At 66.0% G+C, this 22,068-nt stretch carries 19 protein-coding genes; 6 read left to right on the top strand and 13 right to left on the bottom strand.

Annotated elements, in window-relative coordinates; genetic code table 11:
- Positions 1–177: 177 nt before the first annotated feature.
- Positions 178–1,152, top strand: coding sequence for a hypothetical protein (locus tag ACQ7JA_RS06205; protein WP_430895629.1), 975 nt, complete (start codon positions 178–180; stop codon positions 1,150–1,152).
- A gap of 62 nt (positions 1,153–1,214) precedes the next feature.
- Here ACQ7JA_RS06205 and ACQ7JA_RS06200 read toward each other — a convergent pair whose 3' ends face one another.
- A complete protein-coding gene (locus ACQ7JA_RS06200) occupies positions 1,215–1,610 on the bottom strand; it encodes a hypothetical protein (RefSeq protein ID WP_430895627.1) in 396 nt (131 codons plus the stop codon).
- Between the two features lie 82 nt (positions 1,611–1,692).
- Between ACQ7JA_RS06200 and ACQ7JA_RS06195 the strand changes: the two genes are divergently transcribed.
- A complete protein-coding gene (locus tag ACQ7JA_RS06195) occupies positions 1,693–1,938 on the top strand; it encodes a helix-turn-helix domain-containing protein (RefSeq protein ID WP_430895625.1) in 246 nt (81 codons plus the stop codon).
- A 69-nt stretch (positions 1,939–2,007) separates the two neighbouring features.
- Here the strand turns inward: ACQ7JA_RS06195 and ACQ7JA_RS06190 are convergent, their stop codons facing one another.
- The 7 genes from ACQ7JA_RS06190 to ACQ7JA_RS06160 form a co-directional block, all read right to left on the bottom strand.
- Entirely contained in the window at positions 2,008–3,513 is a 1,506-nt protein-coding gene (locus ACQ7JA_RS06190; protein WP_430895623.1) for a DUF6538 domain-containing protein, read from the bottom strand.
- Between the two features lie 362 nt (positions 3,514–3,875).
- Positions 3,876–5,210, bottom strand: a complete 1,335-nt coding sequence (gudD, locus tag ACQ7JA_RS06185) for a glucarate dehydratase (protein ID WP_430895621.1) — start codon at positions 5,208–5,210, stop codon at positions 3,876–3,878.
- A gap of 113 nt (positions 5,211–5,323) precedes the next feature.
- Positions 5,324–6,208: a LysR substrate-binding domain-containing protein gene (locus tag ACQ7JA_RS06180; RefSeq protein ID WP_430895619.1), complete on the bottom strand. Its 885-nt coding sequence runs from the start codon at positions 6,206–6,208 to the stop codon at positions 5,324–5,326.
- Positions 6,208–7,350, bottom strand: coding sequence for a PilT/PilU family type 4a pilus ATPase (locus ACQ7JA_RS06175; protein WP_430895617.1), 1,143 nt, complete (start codon positions 7,348–7,350; stop codon positions 6,208–6,210). Before ACQ7JA_RS06175 ends, ACQ7JA_RS06180 begins: the two co-directional genes overlap by 1 nt.
- 56 nt (positions 7,351–7,406) lie before the next feature.
- The gene (gene dapD, locus ACQ7JA_RS06170) at positions 7,407–8,234 is read right to left on the bottom strand and encodes a 2,3,4,5-tetrahydropyridine-2,6-dicarboxylate N-succinyltransferase (RefSeq protein ID WP_430895615.1); all 828 of its coding nucleotides are present in this window, start codon (positions 8,232–8,234) and stop codon (positions 7,407–7,409) included.
- A 39-nt stretch (positions 8,235–8,273) separates the two neighbouring features.
- Positions 8,274–9,485: a succinyldiaminopimelate transaminase gene (gene dapC / locus ACQ7JA_RS06165; RefSeq protein ID WP_430895613.1), complete on the bottom strand. Its 1,212-nt coding sequence runs from the start codon at positions 9,483–9,485 to the stop codon at positions 8,274–8,276.
- Positions 9,486–9,695: 210 nt separating this feature from the next.
- Positions 9,696–10,700 carry an AraC family transcriptional regulator gene (locus tag ACQ7JA_RS06160; RefSeq protein WP_430895611.1) on the bottom strand — a complete coding sequence of 335 codons (1,005 nt, stop codon included), beginning with the start codon at positions 10,698–10,700 and terminating at the stop codon, positions 9,696–9,698.
- A 129-nt stretch (positions 10,701–10,829) separates the two neighbouring features.
- Between ACQ7JA_RS06160 and ACQ7JA_RS06155 the strand changes: the two genes are divergently transcribed.
- Genes ACQ7JA_RS06155 through ACQ7JA_RS06145 form a run of 3 tightly spaced genes read left to right on the top strand, consistent with a single transcriptional unit; the run spans position 10,830 to position 15,524 of the window.
- A complete protein-coding gene (locus ACQ7JA_RS06155) occupies positions 10,830–12,425 on the top strand; it encodes an FAD-binding oxidoreductase (protein ID WP_430895609.1) in 1,596 nt (531 codons plus the stop codon).
- Complete coding sequence (locus ACQ7JA_RS06150; protein ID WP_430895606.1) at positions 12,422–13,969, top strand: glycerol-3-phosphate dehydrogenase/oxidase; 1,548 nt, start codon at positions 12,422–12,424, stop codon at positions 13,967–13,969. The genes ACQ7JA_RS06155 and ACQ7JA_RS06150 overlap by 4 nt, the downstream gene beginning before the upstream one ends.
- Positions 13,959–15,524, top strand: a complete 1,566-nt coding sequence (locus tag ACQ7JA_RS06145) for an FGGY-family carbohydrate kinase (protein ID WP_430895604.1) — start codon at positions 13,959–13,961, stop codon at positions 15,522–15,524. Before ACQ7JA_RS06150 ends, ACQ7JA_RS06145 begins: the two co-directional genes overlap by 11 nt.
- A gap of 89 nt (positions 15,525–15,613) precedes the next feature.
- Here ACQ7JA_RS06145 and ACQ7JA_RS06140 read toward each other — a convergent pair whose 3' ends face one another.
- The 4 genes from ACQ7JA_RS06140 to ACQ7JA_RS06125 form a co-directional block, all read right to left on the bottom strand.
- Positions 15,614–16,978 carry a diguanylate cyclase gene (locus ACQ7JA_RS06140; RefSeq protein WP_430895602.1) on the bottom strand — a complete coding sequence of 455 codons (1,365 nt, stop codon included), beginning with the start codon at positions 16,976–16,978 and terminating at the stop codon, positions 15,614–15,616.
- Between the two features lie 179 nt (positions 16,979–17,157).
- Entirely contained in the window at positions 17,158–18,351 is a 1,194-nt protein-coding gene (locus ACQ7JA_RS06135) for a PLP-dependent aminotransferase family protein (protein WP_430895600.1), read from the bottom strand.
- Positions 18,352–18,513: 162 nt separating this feature from the next.
- Positions 18,514–18,975, bottom strand: a complete 462-nt coding sequence (locus ACQ7JA_RS06130) for a RidA family protein (protein WP_209586060.1) — start codon at positions 18,973–18,975, stop codon at positions 18,514–18,516.
- Positions 18,976–19,051: 76 nt separating this feature from the next.
- Positions 19,052–19,960, bottom strand: coding sequence for a DMT family transporter (locus ACQ7JA_RS06125; protein ID WP_430895598.1), 909 nt, complete (start codon positions 19,958–19,960; stop codon positions 19,052–19,054).
- 114 nt (positions 19,961–20,074) lie between these two features.
- Between ACQ7JA_RS06125 and ACQ7JA_RS06120 the strand changes: the two genes are divergently transcribed.
- The gene (locus ACQ7JA_RS06120) at positions 20,075–21,493 is read left to right on the top strand and encodes a PLP-dependent aminotransferase family protein (RefSeq protein WP_430895596.1); all 1,419 of its coding nucleotides are present in this window, start codon (positions 20,075–20,077) and stop codon (positions 21,491–21,493) included.
- Between the two features lie 15 nt (positions 21,494–21,508).
- On the opposite strand, the gene ACQ7JA_RS06115 is transcribed toward ACQ7JA_RS06120, so the two are convergent.
- Entirely contained in the window at positions 21,509–21,991 is a 483-nt protein-coding gene (locus ACQ7JA_RS06115) for a VOC family protein (protein ID WP_430895594.1), read from the bottom strand.
- Positions 21,992–22,068: the final 77 nt, after the last annotated feature.

Genomic DNA, 22,068 nt, shown 5'->3' with positions numbered 1-22,068 from the left:
TTACTGTTCAGAAGATAGGGTGTCCATTGTGGCCTAGTCCATAACTCTAGTCAAGTATCTTGTGAGCTATTGGTGAGCGCTCTGGCGCTATGGTGCAGAAGTTAGAACTTTTGGGCGGTAGCTGCGTGTTGCCAATGAGGTAAGCTATCGGCTGCGCGACTACTCTGGGGAACTGCAATGACCGACAACGAACGCATTGACCGCGAAACTCAAGAGGGGATTGACGGCGACAGTGAATGCACTCTGCCGTCAAGGCCTGCAGTTGAAAATCTTCGACAGGTTGTGCTAGGTCGGTCCGAGAGGGAAGAACGCGAGATCATCGATTACTTTGAATGGCAAGTGAACAAGGGCATCGAAGGAGGAGAACAGGTACAGGTACTCCACCTTGAGCGAATGAAAACCGAGGTGGTTTTCGGTAGGAAGTACGTGGCATGGGACATACATGCCTCAAACGGTCGGTGGTGGGTGATCACGAACCCTACCAACTTGTATTCCCAGTTCGAGTTTCCTAGTCTTGACTACCTGTTTTCATTCCATGTCGGCCTCATGGCACGCGTCGCTGCGCGAGATGCGAGGACTTCCGTAAGCCCAAACAAGCACCGCTTTGCCCCTGCCTGGCGGCGGTGGGAACAGGCTGCTGCAACAATTGATAGCGCCGCTGAGGCCGAAGACTTTCAAGCCGTTGGCATGAAATGCAGGGAGTGCATGCTGGCGTTTGTACGGTCTGCGCCCGACTACATTGAGCTTCCGGACAACGTCGCTCAACCTAAGCGCGGGGACTTTACGCAGTGGGCCAGCTTGATTGCGGATTGGGCTGTACCTGGCCCACATTTGAAAGACATTCGGGCGCACTTGAAGCAAGTATCGAACTCAGCATGGCAACTAGCGAACTGGCTAACCCATACATCAAATGCTCTGCTAATCGACGCGGAACTGACGATGGATGCGACGCGTCATGTCTTAGACATCTTCTCTACTGCTGTCATCCGCAAGGAGTCGGATCGTCCTGAACGCTGCCCGCAGTGCGCTTCTTACCAACTAAGTAGCTTCTACGTGCCCGAGCTTGACGTCGAGCCACCGTATGTAAACGTCTGCCAGGGGTGTGGGTGGGAGTCCGTTGTCCTTGAAGAGGAAGACGAGACTCCAGTTTGAGCATGCGTGTAGGCCAGTGGCGAAGGTGCGATTGTCGATGAGTAAGCGCGCAACTATAGTGGTTAGTCTTGCAGCCTCTTAATGCATCCGATGAGATAAGCATCCTCCATCGGCCTGAGCCGTGTGAAGATTTCCTGCCGTGCTCTGCGCATTCCATCTAGTCCTTGCTCATTCCACGCTGGTACTTGCTTTAGGATGAGCGCTGTTGCTGGGATCAGCTTAGGTTTGATCTCTGCAATGTCTTTGTCGAGCTGCTCTTTCCAGCTCGGAGGAAGGCTATGATAGAGCTTAGCTTTCCACTCATGGTTTTCATCGAATGCGATCTTGAGTGACTCAGCTAGGAGTGCGTCCCTGAACAGCCCACCGACTGCCGTACACATCTCGGTTAGACCCGCCGCGTTCGCATGATGAGGTAACGTGAGAATAGCAATTGCACATAGCCGCTTTACAGCTTTCAATTTAGTCTCCTAACCGAGCATCGATCCGGATGGGTCGTAAATGCCGTGGTCATAGACCCATCATAACGCGACCATTGGCAGTATGCCAAGGGTATCGGGAACGACTGACAAGAACCACCTCCTAGTTTCACTAGGTGAGGCGGTGCGCGCGCGTCGGAAGGCATTGAATCTGTCTCAGGAAGCGTTAGCCGATCACGCTGGAATCGATCGCTCGCACATGGGGAAGATCGAGCGCGGTGAACGAAACGTCACTATGCTCAATGTGGCTAAGCTGGCGGTAGCGTTATCGTGTCGGCCCTCAGACTTGCTTCTCGATGCGGGCCTTTAAGCAGGACGGGAGTAGGGGGCGATCAGGCGCGAGAGTCAGAGAGACCCCCCTCGCATGAGATAAAAAATTTTAAGGTGTGGGTTTAGGCCGACGTAGCTCGGCAGGCCAGAAGTCGGCTAAGCCAAGCGGGAACAGCTTGCGCTGTACCGCACTCAACAGTTCTGAGTTGAAGTCCAGCGGGGCTTTTCCTCCATACACTCGCGTAATGTCGGCCTTCGATGCATGGCCTAGCAGAGGGCCGAACTGATCCTCGCTGTAGTTGCATGACCGAGCCACGTCAGCGAATAGATGGCGGACGCTATACAACGTATGCGTAAAAGCGCTACACGGCTGGGATTTCTTGACCAGTCCGTTCAGGCGCTCAACCCGAGTTCTCGCAGTCTCGGATGAGCAGCTGCCCATGCTTAGCGCAAGCTCAAACAAAGGCCGTACCTCATCCGAGATAGGCAGGTCTCGTTTGCTAGCAACATTCTTCGCACCGTTCAATCCCACCTTGAACACCAAGCGTTCAACGTCGAACACGTCCTTGCGGACTTGTAGTGCTTCCGGCCCAGACCGAAGCAATTCACCGGGACGTAGACCGTAAAGGGCGCACAACAGCAGCGTGGCATGCCAATAGCCACCACCACGGGGCAAGTTCTTGGGTAGGTTTCCCAGTATCGTGTGAAGGACAGAAACCGGCATAGGCGAGCGCGCGTCTTGGCTAGCCCTGCCTGCGCCCTTGAGCTGCTTCAGCGCGCCTACTTTGGGAACCTCGAAGTTGTGCCACCCTGGCACCTGCTTTAGCACTGCGATGACTGCCGAGGCTTCGGTCCAGACAGATGCGCGCTTCTTGTCTTTTAACAGCTCATCAGTACACCGCTTTGAGATCGCGGCAACCGCTTCCTCTCGACTACACGGAAGGTGCAAGACCTTGTTCGCCTGGCGTAGTGCGAGTGCTACGCGACGAGGAGACTTGCCGAGCGAGTATTCTTCAAAGGCAGCATTCAGCATCTCCCGGTCCAATAGCGACTCCTTCTCGACTGGGCGAACAGATGGGGTTCCGGCGACTAATGGAGGTGAGGGGAGGTTAGCGGCCACATTCATCGGCTCTCCGCGAGCTGCGGCTTCCAGCGCTTCAAGCGCAGCGCGCGCTTCAACTGGGACCATCGCTATGCTGGCTGGCATTTGACCCGCGATCTGGGCCTTCAACGCTCGTCTCTGCCAAGATAGGGCATCGGCCCATCCAGCCCGATTCCGGGATTGCTCGGCAATCACAGACTCAGTCATGGTTCGGATAATGCCCGGCAGACGTGCCAGAACGCTCCGTGTGGCCTCTTCGTCACTTTGGGGCGGCACAGGGTCATCTGCGGTCTTCGACGGCTCAGCAGGCTCTCTCGCGAGGCTGATCAGACTCTCTTCGCAAATGTTGTCAAATTTGACATTAACTAGGCGGGCGAGCTTCTCCGCTTCTCGACGGTCGGCAGTGCCAAGTGCCTTGACGAATTCGACCTTGCCAAGAATTGCTGCCACGTCTGTTGGGTACCGTCTGCGGAAGCTATAGCGCCCGCCGCGCCTGATGAGATAGTCGGACATTCGATAGACCACGTGTAGCAACCGCATGGACGTGCCGTACGCATCGGTTCGGCATGTATTGCGCTTGCGTTGTGGTACAAGGTGGAGTTGAAAACTCAAGCATTATCAAGGGCTTAGGCGAGTAGCGTCAACTCATGTGGACGACGTCCTTCAGTTGGGGATGCCGTAGAGGGTGATGGTCATGGGCGCGGGTCTTAAAATTTGGAAACGCGCGAGGATAGCACAAGCTTCGCAGGGGAAGATTGTACACAGAAGGGGTAGGGTGCACGGCTTTGCCGTGCGCGCGTTCAACTCACGGATGCGCTGTGGCTGCGCTCGAACTGGCTGAACGCGCGGTCGGCGGAGCCGACCACCCTACAAGATCAGCGCACCAGGCAGGGACGCTTGTTGTCGAATTTCCAACCTGGAACGAGGTATTGCATCGCGACCGCGTCGTCACGGGCGCCCAGGCCCATGTTCTTGTACGCCTGGAGCGCCTTCTCCAACTCAAGCGCATCGAGCTCGATGCCCAGGCCCGGCTTCTTCGGCACGTGCACCATGCCGCCTTCGATCTTGAACGGCTCCTTGGTCAGGCGCTGGCCGTCCTGCCAGATCCAGTGCGTATCGATCGCTGTCACCTTGCCCGGCGCCGCCGCGCCCACGTGGGTGAACATGGCGAGCGAAATGTCGAAGTGGTTGTTCGAGTGCGAGCCCCAGGTCAGGCCGAACATCTCGCATAGCTGGGCCACGCGCACCGAGCCCTGCATGGTCCAGAAGTGCGGGTCGGCCAGCGGGATGTCGACCGATTGCAGCTGGATCGAGTGGGCCATCTGGCGCCAGTCGGTGGCGATCATGTTGGTGGCGGTCGGCAGGCCGGTGGCGCGACGGAACTCGGCCATGACTTCGCGGCCCGAGAAGCCGCCTTCGGCGCCGCAGGGGTCTTCGGCGTAGGCCAGGATGCCGTGCTTGTCGCGGCAGACGCGGATCGCGTCCTTGAGCAGCCAGCCGCCGTTCGGGTCGAGCGTCACGCGCGCTTCGGGGAAGCGTTCGTGCAGGGCGACGATGGCTTCCATCTCCTCATCCGCGCTCAGTACGCCCCCCTTGAGCTTGAAGTCGTTGAAGCCGTAGCGCTCGCGCGTCGCCTCGGCCAGGCGCACGATGGATTCCGGCGTGAGGGCTTCTTCATTGCGCAGGCGGATCCAGGCGTTGTCCGCATCCTCTTCGCTGCGATAGGCCAGGCCGGTTTTCTTGCGGTCGCCCACGTAGAACAGGTAACCCAGCATCTCGACCGCGTCGCGCTGCTGGCCTTCGCCCAGCAGGGCGGCGACCGGGACGTTCATGAACTGGCCGAGCAGGTCGAGCAGGGCCGATTCCACCGCGGTGACCGCGTGAATGGTCGTGCGCAAGTCGAATGTCTGCAGGCCGCGGCCACCGGCGTCGCGGTCGGCGAACGCCTTGCGCATCGCGTTGAGCACGCAGTTGTAGTCGCCCAGCGACTTGCCGACGACGAGTTCGCGCGCGTCCTCGATGGTCTGGCGGATCTTCTCGCCGCCCGGCACCTCGCCCAGGCCGGTGTTGCCGGCGCTGTCGGTGAGGATGACGATGTTGCGGGTGAACCAGGGGCCGTGTGCGCCGGAGAGGTTGAGCAGCATGCTGTCCTGGCCGGCGACGGGGACGACGCGCAGGCTGGTGACGATGGGGGTGCCGGTATGTTTCATGATCTCGCTGGCTTTGAAAGGGTGGCTTCGTTATCAGCGATCATAGGCGCCGATCGATTCAAGACCAAATCAAAGAGTGTTGCGACCGATTCACTGATTGAATCAATCGGGGGTTAGTTGCTGTCGAAACCAGGCAGGATGCGTTGCTTGAACAGCGCAAGCACCGGATTGTCGTTGTCGCGGCGCCAGGTGCAGACCATCTCGACGGGCTCGGTGGCCAGGCGGCGCATGACGATGCCGTCGAATTTCAGGCGCGAGGCGCCTTCCGCGATCAGGGCTGCGCCCACGCCGGCGCGCACCAGGGCCAGCATGGTGTGCACCTGGCCGATGTGTTCGACGATATCCGGCACGACGCCGGCGCGGGCGAAGCGTTCGCTCAGCATGAGGTAGAAGGGCCGCGCCTCGTAGGGCGAATACATGACGAAGGGCTTGCCGTGCAGGTCGCCCAAGGCCGGCTCGAGCGGCCAGGCATCGGCCTCGCCTTCGGGAATCGCGAGCATCAGCGACTCGGTGGCGATCAGGCGGCTTTCCAGCTCGCCGTTCATGGGGTGGGGACGCAGCAGGCCGAGGTCGAGCTCACCCGCGTTCAGGGCCTCGACCTGCGCGGTGCTGACCAGTTCCTTGAGCGTGAGCGACACCCCGGGCGCGCATTCGCGCAGGCGGCGCACGACTTCCGGCAGCAGGCTGTAGCCGGAGGCGGACGTGAAGCCGATGGCGAGGTTGCCCTGTTCGCCCTTGGCGGCGCGGCGGGCTGCGAAGGTCGCTTCCTCGGCGATGCGCAGGATGCGCGCCGCCTCCGGGAAGAAGGCCTTGCCGGCCGCCGTGAGGCTGACGGTGCGGCTGTTACGTTCGAGGAGCTGGACGCCGACGTGGTGCTCGAGCAGCCGGATCTGGCGGCTGAGCGGCGGCTGGGTCATGTTCAGGCGCTCGGCCGCGCGGCTGAAATGCAGCTCCTCGGCGACGGCGACGAAGCAGCGCAGCTGGCTGAGCTCGAACATCAGGGATTGAGGGTGAACTCCGTAAAGGAGGTGGCCTGCGGTTCGGCCGGTTTGTTTTCGTCCTCGGGCTGGACCTGGCTTTCCGGCCCGTTGTTGAGCAGCCAGAGCAGGTTGGTGGCCGAGTCGGCGTTCGCCAGCGCTTCTTCCTGCGTCACGAGACCGTCCTTGACCAGCTTGAGCAGGGCGGTCTCGAAGGATTGCGAGCCCGGCGACAGGCTCTTGTCCATCGCGTCCTTGATCTGGCCGATTTCGCCCTTTTCGATCAGGTCGGCGATGTAGCGAGTGTTCAGCATGACCTCGACCGCGGCCTGGCGCTGGCCGCCCGCGGCGGACTTCACGAGGCGCTGCGAGACGATCGCCTTCACGCTCGATGCCAGGTCCTGCAGCAGGGCGGCGCGGTTCTCGATCGGGTAGAAGCTGATGATGCGGTTCAGCGCGTTGTAGCTGTTGTTGGCGTGGAGCGTGGCCAGGACCAGGTGGCCCGACTGCGCATAGGCCAGCGCGGCCGCCATGGTTTCCTTGTCGCGGATTTCGCCGATCAGGATGCAGTCCGGCGCCTGGCGCATCGAGTTGCGCAGGGCGGTGGCAAAACTGGTGGCGTCGCTGCCGATCTCGCGCTGGTTGACGATCGACTTCTTGTTCTTGAAGAGGTACTCGATCGGGTCTTCCAGCGTCAGGATGTGGCCGGTGCGCTGTTCGTTGCGGTGGTCCAGCATCGAGGCGATGGTGGTCGACTTGCCGGAACCCGTGGCGCCGACGATCAGCAGCAGGCCGCGCTTTTCCATGATCAGCTCGGACAGCACGGGCGGCAGGCCCAGTTCGCCGAGCGGCGGAATGGTGGCCGGCACGAAGCGGAACACGGCCGAGATCGAGCCGCGCTGGCGGAAGGCCGACAGGCGGTAGCGGCCGAGGTTCGGCCTTGATACGCCCATATTCAGTTCGTTCTCGCGCTCGAGCTCCTGCATCTGCTCGGGCGTGGCGATCTCGGACAGCAGGGAGAGGATGTTTTCCGGTTCGAGACGATGCTGGTTGATCGGGATGAGGTTCCCGTTGATCTTGATGTGCACCGGCGAGTTCACGGCGAAGAACATGTCGGAAGCGTTCTTCTCCTTCATCAGCTGGAACAGGCGGTCCATGGCCATGGCATCGTCTCCTTTGGTCGTGTGGCCGGCCATTCACATGGCCGGCCGGGTCATGCTCAGTCGCCGCGCAGCAGCTCGTTGATGCCGGTCTTCGAACGGGTCTGTGCATCCACGCGCTTGACGATCACGGCGCAGTACAGGCTGTACTTGCCGTCGGCGGACGGCAGGCTGCCCGACACCACCACGGAGCCCGACGGCACGCGGCCGTAAGTGACTTCGCCGGTTTCGCGGTTGTAGATCTTGGTCGACTGGCCGATGTACACGCCCATCGAGATCACCGAGTTCTCTTCCACGATCACGCCTTCGACGATCTCGGAACGCGCGCCGATGAAGCAGTTGTCTTCGATGATGGTCGGGTTGGCCTGCATCGGTTCCAGCACGCCGCCGATGCCGACGCCGCCCGACAGGTGGACGTTCTTGCCGATCTGGGCGCAGGAGCCGACGGTGGCCCAGGTATCGACCATCGCGCCTTCGTCGACGTAGGCGCCGATGTTGACGTAGGACGGCATCAGGACCACGTTCTTGCCGATGAAGCTGCCGCGACGGGCGACGGCCGGCGGCACCACGCGGAAGCCGCCCCTGGCGAAGTCTTCGGCGGTGTAGTCGGCGAACTTGGTCGGGACCTTGTCGTAGAACTGCATGCCGCCGCCGGCCGGCACCGGCACGTTGTTCTCCAGGCGGAAGGACAGCAGGACGGCCTTCTTGATCCACTGGTTCACGACCCAGCTGCCGCTGTCTTTCTGCGCCACGCGCAGGGTGCCGGCGTCGAGGCCCGCGAGCACGTGGGCGACCGCGTCGCGCACCTCAAGGCTGGCGCTGCTCGGGCTGATCTCCGCGCGCTGTTCCCACGCGGTGTCGATGATGTTCTGGAGTTGTTGGGTCATGATGCGATTCTCTGGTTAGGATATTTCAGTGGTGCTGCCTCAGAGGCTCTTGCAGAACTCGACGATGCGGTTGGCGGCTTCGAGTCCTTCGTCGACGCTCGCGACCAGCGCCATGCGAATGCGGTTGCGGCCCGGGTTGAGGCCGTGCGCTTCGCGTGCAAGATAGCTTCCCGGCAAAACCGTCACATTATATTCGTCGTACAGGCGGCGTGCGAACTCGGTGTCGGAAAGGCCGCTGCGGCGCACGTCGGCCCACAGGTAGAAGCCGGCGTCCGGCAGTTCGACGTCCATCACCTGCTTGAGCAGCGGGGTGATGAGGTTGAACTTCTCGCGGTAGAGCGCGCGGTTGTCCTGCACGTGGTGCTCGTCGCTCCACGCGGCCACGGAAGCCGCCTGGACCGGCGGCGACATCGCACCGCCGCAATAGGTGCGGTAGAGCAGGAATTTCTTCATCAACTGCGGGTCGCCGGCCACGAAGCCCGAGCGCATGCCGGGCACGTTGGAGCGCTTCGACAGGCTGGAGAACACGACCAGGTTCGCGTAGGGACGCTCGCCGCTGCTGCGGCCCAGCTGGTGCGCCGCTTCCAGCGCGCCCAGCGGCGGCGTGGAGCCGAAATAGATCTCGGAATAGCACTCGTCCGATGCGATCACGAAGCCGTGGCGGTCGGCGAGTTCGAAGAGCTGCTTCCAGTCTTCCAGCGTGAGCACGGCCCCGGTCGGATTGCCGGGCGAGCAGACGTAGAGCAGCTGCACGCGCGACCACACCTCATCCGGCACGCTGCCGTAGTCGGGCGCGAAATTGCGGCCCGGCTCGGAGTTCACGTAGTAAGGCCGGGCGCCGCACAGGAGGGCCGCCCCTTCGTAGATCTGGTAGAAGGGGTTCGGGCTCATCACCAGCGCATCGCCCTGCGAGCCGTCGACGACGCACTGGGCAAAGGCGAACAGCGCCTCGCGCGAGCCGTTCACCGGCAGCACCATGGTGTTCGCATCGACCGCCGGAATCCCGTAGCGGCGCTCGAGCCAGCCGGCGATCGCCACGCGCAGCGCCTCGTTGCCGTGGGTGCTGGGGTAGCTCGACAGGCCCGACATCGCGTGCACCAGGGCTTTTTCGATGAAGCCCGGGGTCGGGTGTTTGGGTTCGCCGATGCCCAGGCTGATCGGGCTGTAGGCGGCGTTCGGAGTCACCCCGCTGAAGAGCTGGCGCAGCTGTTCGAAGGGGTAGGGGTGGAGCTGGTCGAGATGGAGATTCACGTCGGTAACCGGTATGTGCGCTTTCGATATTCTGGCAATTATAGCCCTTGCACGAAGGGGCGATGGACGGCTGCTCAGGCTGCCTGATTTGGGGCCAGACTCGGTGTCCAAACTCGGTGTCAGGTCTGACATTCGGACACGAACTGAACATTAGGCGGGCATAGCGCTGAGCTCGTGTCCATTTGTCAGACCTGACACCGGAGTTGTTTGTCAGACCTGACACCGGAGTTGGAAATGTTCCCGCCAGGCGCCGGGATTGACGCCGGACCACTCGCGGAAGGCGTGGGTGAAGGCGCTTTGTTCCTGGTAGCCCAGCAGGAAGGCGATGTCGACCAGGCCCAGCTCGCGCTGGCGCAGGTAGTCGCGGGCAAGCTCGTAGCGGGCGCCGTCGAGCAGGTCCTGGAAGCTGGAACCGGCATCGGCCAGCTTGCGCTGCAGGGTGCGGGGCGACATGCCGAGTTCCGCCGCAACCGCGGGCAGGCGCGCGCCACCTTGCGGGAGCTGTCCGATGAGCAGCGAGCGGACCTGGGCCAGGATGCCGTCGCCGGCGGCGTTGCGGGCGCCCAGCAGGCGCTCGGCGTGCTGGCGCAGCACCGGATACAGGCTGGGATCGGCGTCCGGCACCGGCATGGCGAGGATGGCGGCGTCGAAACGTCCTACGTTGCCGGCCGCGCCAAACTGCGGGCGTACGCCCAGCACGCGCTCGTACTCGTCCGGTGGCGCGTCGCTGTGGTGAACGAAGGCGATATGGCGCGGGCTGAGCGGGCGTCCGGCCAGCCAGCTGCCGAAGATGCGGATGCCGGCGAACACGCTTTCCACCAGGTGGCGCGAGGCGGCGGGGTAATGGCTGATCCAGGCGTAGAGCGCGTCGGCGCCGTCGACGCCGAGCCGCGTGCGGCCCAGGTCATGGGCCAGCGCTTCGTAGCGCTGCGTCTGTTCCAGCGCCTGGCCGACGTCGCGGCAGGCCATCAGGACCAGGCCGTAGACCGTGTAGGTGCCGGGACGGACCCGTTCGCCCACGTGCAGGCCGAAATGCGGGTCGTTCGTCAGCATGGCGCCCGCATCCAGCAGGGCGATGTAGTCGCGTGCGGCGAGCGAGTCGGGCAGGGGGCTCAGGACGCCGGCCGGCAGGCCCGCGGCAGCGGCCAGGCGCTCGGCCGTGATGCCGCGCGCCGCGGCCGTCTCCACGAGCGGCTGCAGGTAGGAACCCGTCACCCGGCCGCCATCCGGGGGCAAAGTTGACGCAATGGAGCAAGGCTGTGTCATGAAAGCGCAATACGGTTGAGGAACGAATGCTTACTCTGGCATGAAAGACAATCAACAGTATATATAAGAGGGATGGCAATGCGGCGGTGGAATGGCTGGGGCGACGATGGGATCGACATGGCGCTGGGCGAAGAGGCGCTGGCCTTCCTGACTTCCCGGATCGGTCCGGGCACGGCGCCGCAGGACGCCAGCTTTGACGCAGCCTGCGCCGCACTGCAGCCCGGCCGCCTTCCGGCTCACCCGCTGGTCGACGCCACGCCGCAAACCCGGCTGCGCCACGCGCTCGGCCAGAGCCTGCCCGACTGGCTGCGCCTGCGCCACGGCCGCGTGCATGCGGCGCCGGATGGCGTCGGCTACCCGGAATGCTCGGAACAGGTGCGCAGCCTGCTGGACTTCGCCGCCGCCAGCGGCGCCGACGTCATCCCCTATGGCGGCGGCACCAGCGTGGCCGGCCACCTCGGCGTGATTGATGCGGCCAGGCCGGTGCTGAGCATCGACATGAGCCGCATGCGCGCCATGGTCTCGCTCGACCGCGAGGCCCAGCTGGCCACCTTTTGCGCCGGCGTGGCCGGTCCCGACCTGGAAGCCCAGCTGCGCGCCCACGGCTACACCCTCGGCCACTTCCCCCAATCCTTCGAATACTCGACCCTGGGCGGCTGGGTGGTGACGCGCTCCTCTGGCCAGCAGTCGCTGCGCTACGGCCGCATCGAGCAGCTGTTCGCCGGCGGCCGGGTCGAGACGCCGGCGGGCACCCTCGACATCCCGACCTTCCCGGCATCGAGCGCCGGGGTCGACCTGCGCGAGATGGTGCTCGGTTCCGAAGGGCGCCTCGGCATCGTCACCCACGCGACGGTGCGCATCAGCCGCCTGCCGCGGCATGAAGCCTTCCATGCGGTGTTCTTCCCCGACTGGGAACGTGCGCTGAACGCGGTGCGCGAACTGGCGCAGGCGCGGCTGCCGCTGTCGATGCTGCGCCTGTCGAACGCGGTCGAGACCACGACCACGCTGACCCTCGCCGGCCACGCGAAGCTGGTGCGCCTGCTGGAGGGATGGCTGCGCCTGCGCGGCTGCGGCCAGGGCAAATGCATGCTGATGATCGGGGTGAGCGGCGACCGGGCGCAGGCCCTGCCGGCGTTGCGGGCGGCGCTCGGCCTGGCGCGCCGTCACCGCGGCGTGCACGTGGGCCGCGGCCTGGGCGAGCGCTGGCGCCGCAACCGCTTCCGCAACGTCTACCTGCGCAACGCGGCCTGGGCCCAGGGCTATGCGATCGACACCGTCGAAACGGCGGTCGACTGGCCGCGCGTGACGCAGGCGATGGAAGGCATCGAGCGCGCCGCCGCCAACGCCCTGCATGCATCCGGCGAGCGGGTCCACGCCTACACCCACCTGTCGCACATCTATCCCCAGGGCGCCAGCGTGTACTCGACCTTCGTGTTCCGTCTGACGGGCGATTTCGAGGCCGACATGCTGCGCTGGCGCCGCCTGAAGGACCGGGTGTCGGAAGCGATCGTCGCCGCCGGCGGCACCATCAGCCACCAGCATGGCGTGGGCGTCGACCATGCGCCCTGGCTGGAGGTCGAGAAGGGCGAGCTCGGGATGAAGGCGATGGCGGCGCTGTTCCGCCAGTTCGATCCGGACGGCCGCATGAATCCGGGCAAGCTGCTCGCCTCATGAAGGCCGGCGACTGGGACCTGCTGGTGATCGGCGGCGGGATAACCGGCGCCGGCATCCTGCTGGAGGCGTCGCGCCGCGGCTTGCGCTCGCTGCTGGTCGAGCAGCGCGATTTTGCCTGGGGCACCTCGAGCCGGTCCTCGAAGCTGGTGCACGGTGGCCTGCGCTACCTGGCAGAGGGGCGACTGCGCCTGACGCGCGAATCGGTGCGCGAGCGCGAAGCCCTGCTGCGCGACGCGCCCGGCCTGGTCGAGCCGCAGGGCTTCGCCTTTGCCGACTATGGCGCCAGCCGGCGCAAACGGCGCAGCTTCCTCGCCGGCCTGGCCGTCTACGATTTCCTCGCCGGCCGGCGCGAGCCCCATTGGCTCGACGCCGACCGCTTCGCGATGCTGGCGCCGAACATCGCGCAGGCGGGGCTGCAGGGCGGCATCCGCTACATGGATGCCAAGACCGACGACGCGCGCCTGGTGCTGCGCGTGCTGGACGAGGCGCGCGCGCACGGCGCCGAGACGCGCAACTATGTGGCGGTCGAGTCCCTGCTGCGCACCGACGGGCGGGTGATTGGTGCGCGGCTGCGCGATGCGCGTGGCGGAAGCACGGTCGATGTGTTGGCGCGCGTCGTCGTCAACGCCACCGGCGCCTGGGCGGGCGGCCTGGCCGGGCAGGGCACAAGTCCCCGCCTGCGGCCGCTGCGCGGCAGCCACCTGGTGATCCCGGGCTGGCGCCTGCCGCTGGCGCAGGCGGTGAGCCTGATGCACCCGATCGACGGCCGTCCCGTGTTCGCCTTTCCCTGGGAGGGCGTGACCCTGGCCGGCACCACCGACGTCGACCATGGGGAAGGCTTGCATGACGAAGCCCGCGTGACCCGCGCCGAGTTCGATTACCTGATGACCGCCTTGCGTGCGCAGTTTCCGCAGCTGGACCTGAGCGGCGCGGATGTCGTGGCCACCTACGCCGGCGTGCGCCCGGTCCTCGACAGCGGCAGGCACGGGGCGCCTTCGAAGGCGACGCGCGAGCACCTGGTGTGGGAGGAGCCGGGCCTGGTCGGCGTCACCGGCGGCAAGCTCACCACTTTCCGCGCCATCGCCCTCGATACGCTGGCCCACGTGGCGCGCCAGTTGCCCCACTGGCGGCCCGTCCTGGCCCCGCAGCCGGTGTTCGCGCACCGGGCGCCTCCCACCGGTACGCATCGCGTGCCGGCCGCGCTGCTGCAGCGCCTCGCCGGGCGCCATGGCCGCCATGCGCAGGAGCTGGTCGATGCCGCCCGCGAGGGCGAACTGGAGCTCATCCCCGGCACGCTGACGCCCTGGGCCGAGCTGCGCTGGGCCGCGCGTGCTGAAAGCGTGCACCGCCTGGAGGACCTGCTGCTGCGCCGTACCCGCCTGGGCATCCAGCTGCAGGCGGGCGGCGCCGCGCACCTGGCCCGCATCCGCGCCATCTGCCAGCCGGAACTCGGCTGGAACGATGCGCGCTGGGACGCCGAACAGCGCGACTATCTCGCCCTGTGGCGCTCGCATTACAGTCCACTCGACAGCCATGACGACTGACCCGCTGATCCTCGCCATCGACAACGGCACCCAGAGCGTGCGCGCGCTCTTGTTCGACCTGCGCGGAGACATCGTCGCCAAGGCCCAAGTGCCGCTGCTGGACTACCGCAGCCCGGAACCCGGCTGGGCCGAACACGATGCGGAAGGCTTCTGGCAAGCCTTGTGCGCCGCCTGCCGGGAACTGTGGAGCAAGCCCGGCGCCGACCGCGCGCGCATCGCGGGCGTGGCCGTGACCACCCAGCGCGGCACCATCGTCAACGTCGACGCCGAAGGCCGGCCGCTGCGTCCGGCGATCACCTGGCTCGACCAGCGCCGCACCGACACCGTGCCGCCGATCGGACCGCTGTGGCGCGGCGCCTTCACCCTGGCGCGCGTGAGCGCCACCATCGACTACTTCCGCGGCGAGGCCGAGATCAACTGGATCCGCGCCCACCAGCCGCAGGTCTGGGAGGCCACCCACAAGCTCCTGTTGCTGTCGGGCTGGCTGAACTACCGCCTGTGCGGGCGCTTCGCCGATTCCTCGGGCTCGCAGGTAGCCTACCTGCCTTTCGACTACCGGCGCCGCAGGTGGGCCGGGAAGCGCGACTGGAAATGGCAGGCCCTCGCCGTGCTGCCCCGCATGCTGCCGGAGCTGCTCGAACCCGGCGCCCGTCTCGGCGCGATCAGCCTGGACGCCGCGCAGCAGACCGGCATCCCCCACGGCCTGCCCCTGCTGGCCGCCGCCGCCGACAAGGCTTGTGAAGTGATCGGCGCCGGCTGCAGTGCGCCGCACGTGGGGTGCCTCAGCTACGGCACCACCGCCACCATCAACACGACGACCAGACGCTACGTCGAGGTGACGCCCTTCGTGCCGCCGTATCCGGCCGCGATTCCGGGCGCCTACAACACCGAGGTGCAGGTCTTCCGCGGCTACTGGATGGTCAACTGGTTCAAGGAGCAGTTCGGCCACCACGAGCAGTCGCGCGCCCTGCTGGAAGACGTGGCGCCCGAGCGCCTGTTCGACGAACTGGCCAACGCGGTGCCGCCCGGCGCCATGGGCTTGATGCTGCAGCCCTACTGGACCCCGGGCATCCGGGTGCCGGGGCGCGAAGCCAAGGGCGCCATCATCGGTTTCGGCGACGTGCACACGCGCGCCCACGTGTACCGGGCGATCCTGGAAGGGCTGGCGTATGCGCTGCGCGAAGGGAAGGAGCGCATCGAGCGGCGCGGCGGGGTGCGCATCACGGAACTGCGCGTTTCGGGGGGCGGCTCCCAGAGCGACGCGGCGATGCAGCTCACGGCCGATATCTTCGGCCTGCCGACCGCGCGGCCGCATGTGTACGAAACCTCGGGGCTGGGCGCCGCCATCGATGCCGCCGTCGGTCTCGGGCTGCACCCGGATTTCGATGCCGCGATCGGGGCGATGACGCGGGTCGGCAAGGTGTTCACGCCGAACGCAGATAGCCGGCGCATCTACGAGCGCCTTTACCGCGAGGTGTACCTGAAGATGTACAGGCGGCTGCAGCCGATGTACCGCGACATCGCCCGCATCACCGGCTATCCGGAGCAACTGTAGGGTGGACGGGTTCCCCGTCCGCGCGTTCAACTCACGGATGCGTTGTGGCGGCGCCTGAACTGGCTGAACGCGCGGCGAAGCCGACCACCCTACCGAGCCAGCGCGTGCTGTACCGATTCCCAGGCATACCCCGCGCGCACGGCGCGAGCACGATTGCGCCCGCCCGCCTTGGCCTCGTACATGGCCCGGTCGGCCGCCACGAACAGCGAGCCCAGGGCGTCGAACTGGGTCGGCACGATGGTTGCCGCACCCACGCTGGCGGTGACGAAGTCGGCGTCCGCGCCCGGGTGCGGCACGCGCAGGCGCTCGATGTCGGCGCGCAGCGCTTCGGCCATCTTGGCAGCGCCTTCATAGGGCGTTTCGGGCAGCAGCAGCACGAACTCCTCGCCGCCGTAGCGGGCTGCCAGGTCGGTGGCGCGCAGGGCCTGGGCGCGCACCGTGCTGGCGATCGCCTGCAGGCACTGGTCGCCGGCGGCGTGGCCGAGCATGTCGTTGTAGCGCTTGAAATGGTCGACGTCGAGCACCAGCAGCGAGAGCGGCTGGCCGTTGCGCATGGCGCGCTGCCATTCGCGGTCGAGGCAGGCGTCGAAGTGGCGGCGGTTGGCGATGCCGGTGAGCGGGTCGGCCAGGGCCGCGCGCTGCAGGGCGTCCTCGGAGCGCTTGTGGTGGGCGATGTCGTGCAGCAGGGCGACGAAGAGCTGCTCGCCGGAGGCCATCGGCGACAGGCTCAGGTCCATGGCGCGCACCGTGCCGTCGCGCTGCTGCAGCAGCACTTCGCGGGTGCCGCGGCAGCGCTCCAGCACCGCGCCGTCGTGGGTGCCGCTCCTGTGCTCGAAGAAGGCGGCGTAGTCGTTGGCGGCCGGCTCGGCCAGCAGCGCCGCCAGCTGGCGGCCCGCGAGCTCGCTGCCGCTGTAGCCGAGGCAGCGCTCGCTGGCCGGGTTGGCGTACTGGATGCGGCCGTCCAGGCCGAGCAGCATCAGGCCTTCGTCCATGCCCTCGACGATCATGCGCAGGTGGCGCGCCTGGCGGGTGTCGCTCTGGCTGGCGGAGCGCAAGCGCAGCTGGGCGCGCACGCGGGCGCAGACTTCAGGCAGGCGCAGCGGCTTGGCGATATAGTCGGCAGCGCCGCAGTCGAAGCCGGCGACGATGTCCTCGGACGCCGAACAGGCGCTCACGAAAACGACGGGAATGTCGGCGGTCGTGGGCTGGGCCTTCAGGCGGCGGCAGGTTTCCAGGCCATCGAGGCCGGGCAGCATCACGTCGAGCAGGATCAGGTCGGGCTGGACTCGCTCGGCAAGATCCAGCGCACGTTCGCCGGAAGTGGCGACGAAGGTGCGATAACCCTGGCCGCGCAGCATGTCCTGCAGCAGTCCGAGGCTGGCGGGCGCGTCGTCCACGATCAGGATCGCGGCCTGGCGCGCGGGCGCCGGGATCGCGAAGGTGGGGGGATTCATACAGTCGCTGGATAAGGCTGAGTGTGACCGGAAATCATACTCCGATCATCATCGCTTGCGGCAACGAGTGTTGCCTTTTATCCACGAAACATGCAAATGTTGCAGCAAAACAACCTTGGGTCACGCGCCGGCCGAAACCGGCGGTGGAAGCGGGCGGCGGGGACGCCGCCCGGCGTGGATTACAGCATGTCCTTGATCAGCTTGCCCAGGATGGCAATGCCTTCGCGGATGCGTTCCGGCGGCACGGTCACGAAGGACAGGCGCAGGGTGTTGGTTTCCGGCTCGTTGGCGTAGAACGGCGCGCCCGGCACGAAGGCCACGCGTGCGGCCAGCGACTGGTCCAGCAGTTTCATCGCGTCGATGCTCTTCGGCAGGGTGACCCAGATGAACATGCCGCCTTCGGGCTTGGTCCAGGTGACGCTTGCCGGGAAGTGCTCGGCCATCGCGTCGAGCATGACCTGGCACTGGTCGCCGTAGAGCTTGCGGATAGTCGGGATGTGCTGGTCCAGGAAGCCGTCCTTGACCACCTCGTGCACGACCATCTGGGTCAGCTGGGCGGTGTGCAGGTCGGCGGCCTGCTTGGCCAGTTCGAGGCGGCGCACCAGCGGCAGCGGGGCGCAGACGTAGCCGAGGCGGATGCCCGGGGTCAGGACCTTCGAGAAGGAGCCCATGTAGATCACGCCGTCCGGGTTCATGGCGACCATCTTCGGCATCGGCTCGCCGCGGTAGGACAGGGTGCCGTAAGGATCGTCCTCGATCAGCGGCAGGCCGAGGCGCGCGCAGGTTTCCACCAGCTCCTGGCGGCGCTCGATCGACAGCGAACGGCCGGTCGGGTTCTGGAAGTTCGGCAGCGCGTACAGCAGGCGCGCGCCTTGCGCGATGGCGTCGATCGACGACGGCACCAGGCCGTGGTCGTCGGTGACGACCGATTTGAATTCGGGACGGTAGACCGAGAAGGCCTGCAGGGCGCCCAGGTAGCTCGGGGTCTCGACCAGCACGCGGCTGCCTTCGTCGATCAGGACCTTGCCCAGCAGGTCCAGGGCCTGCTGCGAGCCCGAGGTCATCAGGATCTGTTCCGGCAGGATGCGCGAGCCTTCCGTGGAGAGCGAGTTCGCGATCCATTCCCGCAGCGGACCGTAGCCGTCGGTCGGGCCGTACTGCAGCGCGACTTTACCGGTCTGGGTCAGCACCTTGTCGTAGGCCGCTTTCATGACGTCGACCGGGAAGGTGGCTGGCGATGGCAGCCCGCCGGCGAAGGAGATGATCTCCGGACGCTGGGTGATTTTCAGGATTTCGCGGATGAACGAGCTTTGCAGCTGCTGTGCGCGCTCCGAAAACTGCCACTGGATGGGGTTTGGATTTTCGATTTTCATATTGATCTCAGGCTCGACGCCTCTCACTGGAAGGGACCGCACGGGTAGTGCCGGACCATTATAAAGCACGCGGGTAGCGGCTTCGGGGATGGACCGGGCCGGGTAGGCCCGGCCCGCAAGCGGTACTTTTACAACAAATGTTATCTAATTGAAAACAAATGTTCAGGCAACTTCGGCGATCAGTTCGATCTCGACGCAGGTGCCGCGCGGCAGCGACGCCACGCCGAATGCCGAGCGCGCGTGCTTGCCGGCCTCGCCGAACACTTCGCCGATCAGTTCCGAGCAGCCATTGGTGACCAGGTGCTGTTCGTTGTATTCCGGAGTCGACGCGACCAGGCTCATTACCTTGACGATGCGCTTGACGCGGTTCAGGTCGCCACCCACGGCTTCCTGCAGGGTACCGATCAGGTCGATGGCGACCGAGCGCGCAGCAGCCTGGCCATCGGCGGTGGTTTTGTCGCGGCCCAGGATGCCGGCGTTCGGCGAACCGTCGGCGTTCTTGGCGATGTGGCCCGAGATGAACACGAGGTTGCCGGTCTGCACGTACATGACGTAGGCGGCGGCGGGGGTGGCCGGCGCGGCCAGGGTGATGTTCAGTTCTTTGAGTTTGTCGTAGACGGACATGGTTTCGATACCTTGCGTTGATGGAAGCCGATATTGTAAGTCCAGCCAGCCATGTGCGATACAGTTTTACTGCTGCTCATTTCTGCTGATGCACGGCCATCTTGCGCCCGGCGAACACGACGGCCGCCACCGCCAGGGCGAACACGCAGTTGCCGAGCGTGAGCGCCTCCCCGAGCAGCAGGGCCGCGCCGAGCAGGCTCAGGAATGGCTGCAGCAGCTGCACCTGCCCCACCCGCGCCACCCCGCCCAGGGCCAGGCCGCGATACCAGAAGAAGAAGCCGATGAACATCGAAATGGCGGTGACGTAGCCAAAGGCCAGCCAGGCGCGCAGGCCGACGCCGCTTGCCGCCGGCAGCCCATGCCAGAGCAGCAGGGCCAGGGAGGCGGGCGCCGACAGCAGCAGGGCCCAGCAGATGGTCTCCGGCCCGCCCAGGCTGCGTGACAGGCGTCCGCCCTCGGCATAGCCGATCGCCGCGCAGGCCACGGCGCCGAAGACGAGCAGGTCCGCCATGTGCAGCGAACCGCCGCCTTGCACCAGCGCATAGGCGGCCACCAGGCTCGATCCCAGCACGGCCATGCCCCAGAAACCGCGCGAGGGCCGTTCGTGCCCGCGCAGGGCCGTGTACAGGGCGGTCGCCAGCGGCAGCACGCCGACCAGCAGGGCGCCGTGGAAGGCCGGCAGGGTGCGCAGTGCGAACGAGGTCAGCAGGGGAAAGCCGACGATGCAGCCGGCCGCCACGGCGCTCAGGGGCGCCAGCGCGTCGCGCGGGGGCAGGGGCGCGCGCTTGAAGGCCAGCCAGGCCGCCGCCAGCATGGCCGCACCCAGAGCCCGGCCGAAGGTCACGAACATCGGGTCGAGTTCGGCCACTGCGATACGGGTAAACGGCATGGTCAGGCTGAACATGGCCACCCCCAGCAGGCCGAGCAGCATGGCGCGGCCGGTATGGCTGGGAGCGGCGGGGCGGGAGCAGAAAGCGATACTCATGGACTTCCTTCGTGTTGGCAATTGCATAGTCAGGACGACAGGCCTATGCTAGCGATGCGCACCAATACAGTCCCAGTACACTTGCCTATATAATTCATTCACTGTGATGGCGAAATGACCAATACACCCGCCTCAGGCAGCCTGAGCCTCTCGCGCGACTCCGGCGAGCCGCTGGGCGACCAGATCGTGCGTCTTGTGGCCGGCCGCATCGAGGAGCGCCTGCTGCGTCCCGGCGCGCGCATGCCCTCGATCCGCCAGTTCGCGGCCACGCACGGCGTCTCGCCCTTCACCGTGGTGGCCAGCTACGACCGCCTGGTGGCCCAGGGCTACCTCGATTCGCGGCGCGGGGCCGGCTTCTTCGTGCGCGAACGCCCGCAGCCGGCCCGGCACGTGGCCGCGCCCGGCCCCAGCAGTACGGCCACCCTCGACATCGCCTGGCTGGTGCGCAACCTGTTCCGCCAGGCGCCGATGCAGCTGTCCCCGGGCGCCGGCGTGCTGCCGGCCGACTGGCTCGACGGCCCGGCGGTCGCGAACGCCATGCGCTCGCTGAGCCGCCAGAACAGCGCCGGCCTGCTGGGCTACGGCGCGCCCCAGGGCTTCCTGCCCCTGCGCCAGCAGCTCCAGCACAAGCTGCTCGACATCGAGGTCGAGGCGCCGCCGGACAACATCGTCACCACCCTGGGCGTGACTCAGGCGCTCGACCTGGTGGCGCGCGAGTTCTGCCGCCCCGGCGACACCATCCTGGTCGACGATCCGGCCTGGTTCCTGATGTTCGGCTCCTTTGCCGCGCTGGGCCTGAACGTGGTGGGGGTGCGGCGCCTGGCCGACGGGCCGGACCTGGAGCAGCTGGCCGAGCTGGCGGCCCTCTACCATCCCAGGCTCTTCGTGATCAACTCGGTGCTGCACAACCCGAGCTCGAGCTCGCTGTCCGCGGCCAAGGCCTATGGCCTGTTGCGCCTGGCGGAGCGGTTCGACTTCACGGTGGTGGAAGACGATATCTATGCCGACCTGCACCCGGGCGGTGCGACCCGGCTGGCGGCGCTGGATGGCCTGGAGCGCGTGGTCTACCTGGGCGGCTTTTCGAAGTCGATGGCGCCGAACCTGCGCGTCGGCTTCATCGCGACCTCGCAGGAGCGCGCGCAGCGCCTGGCCGACCGCAAGATGCTGTGCACCCTGTCCACCTCGGACATCGGCGAGCGCGTCGTCTATAAAATCCTGTCCGAGGGCCTGTACCGCAAGCACCTCGACCGGGTGCGCGGCCGGCTCGACGCGGCGCGTCCCAAGGCGCTGCGCCAGCTGGAGGCGCTGGGCCTGCGCCCCGATCCCGCGCCGAGCGCGGGCATGTTCGTCTGGGTCGACGCCGGGCGCGACACCAATGCGGTGGCGGCGCGCGCCATGCGCGAGGAACTGCTGCTGGCGCCGGGCAGCCTGTTTTCGCCGAAGCAGCTGGCCTCGACCCATATGCGCCTGAACGTCGCGGCGCTGCAGGATGCGGGCACGATCCGCCTGCTGGAGCGCGCCCTGGCGGCCTGAATCAAAGTCAAAGGTTCATGCGCCGCCGCACTCGGGCGGCATCTCCCTGGCCATCGCTTGCTGGATCTCGTCGACCGTCATGTCGCGGATGTGGGTCGCGACGGCCCAGCGGTGGCCGAAGGGATCGACGAACTGGCCGTAACGGTCGCCCCAGAAGGCGTCGCCCAGCGGCATGGTCGCCCTGGCGCCGGCCGCCATGGCGCGTTCCCATACGGCGTCGGCGTCGCGCACATAGAGGTGGATGACGACCGGCGAACCCTTCAGACCGAGCGGACCGGGGCTGCCATAGTCGGGAAAATCGTCGCACAGCATGAACATCGAGTCGCCGATGCGCATCTCGGCGTGCATGATCCTGCCGTCCGGACCGGGCATGCGGGATACCTCGACGGCGCCGAAGCACTCGTGGTAAAAGTCCAGCGCCCTGGCCGCGCCTTCGCAGACCAGGTGCGGGGTGATGGTGTGGAAGCCTTCGGGGATGGCGCGGGTCGCCTGTTTCATGGTTGGATCTCCTGTTCTGGTTGTCGGGTGCTGCCATCCCCATGACGAACGGGGATGCGGGGATTCGACACGCTGCC

Origin of the sequence: Massilia sp. BKSP1R2A-1 (assembly GCF_050586525.1) — a bacterium.
Lineage (GTDB): Bacteria > Pseudomonadota > Gammaproteobacteria > Burkholderiales > Burkholderiaceae_D > Telluria.
This window is presented reverse-complemented; position numbering and strand designations above follow the sequence as displayed.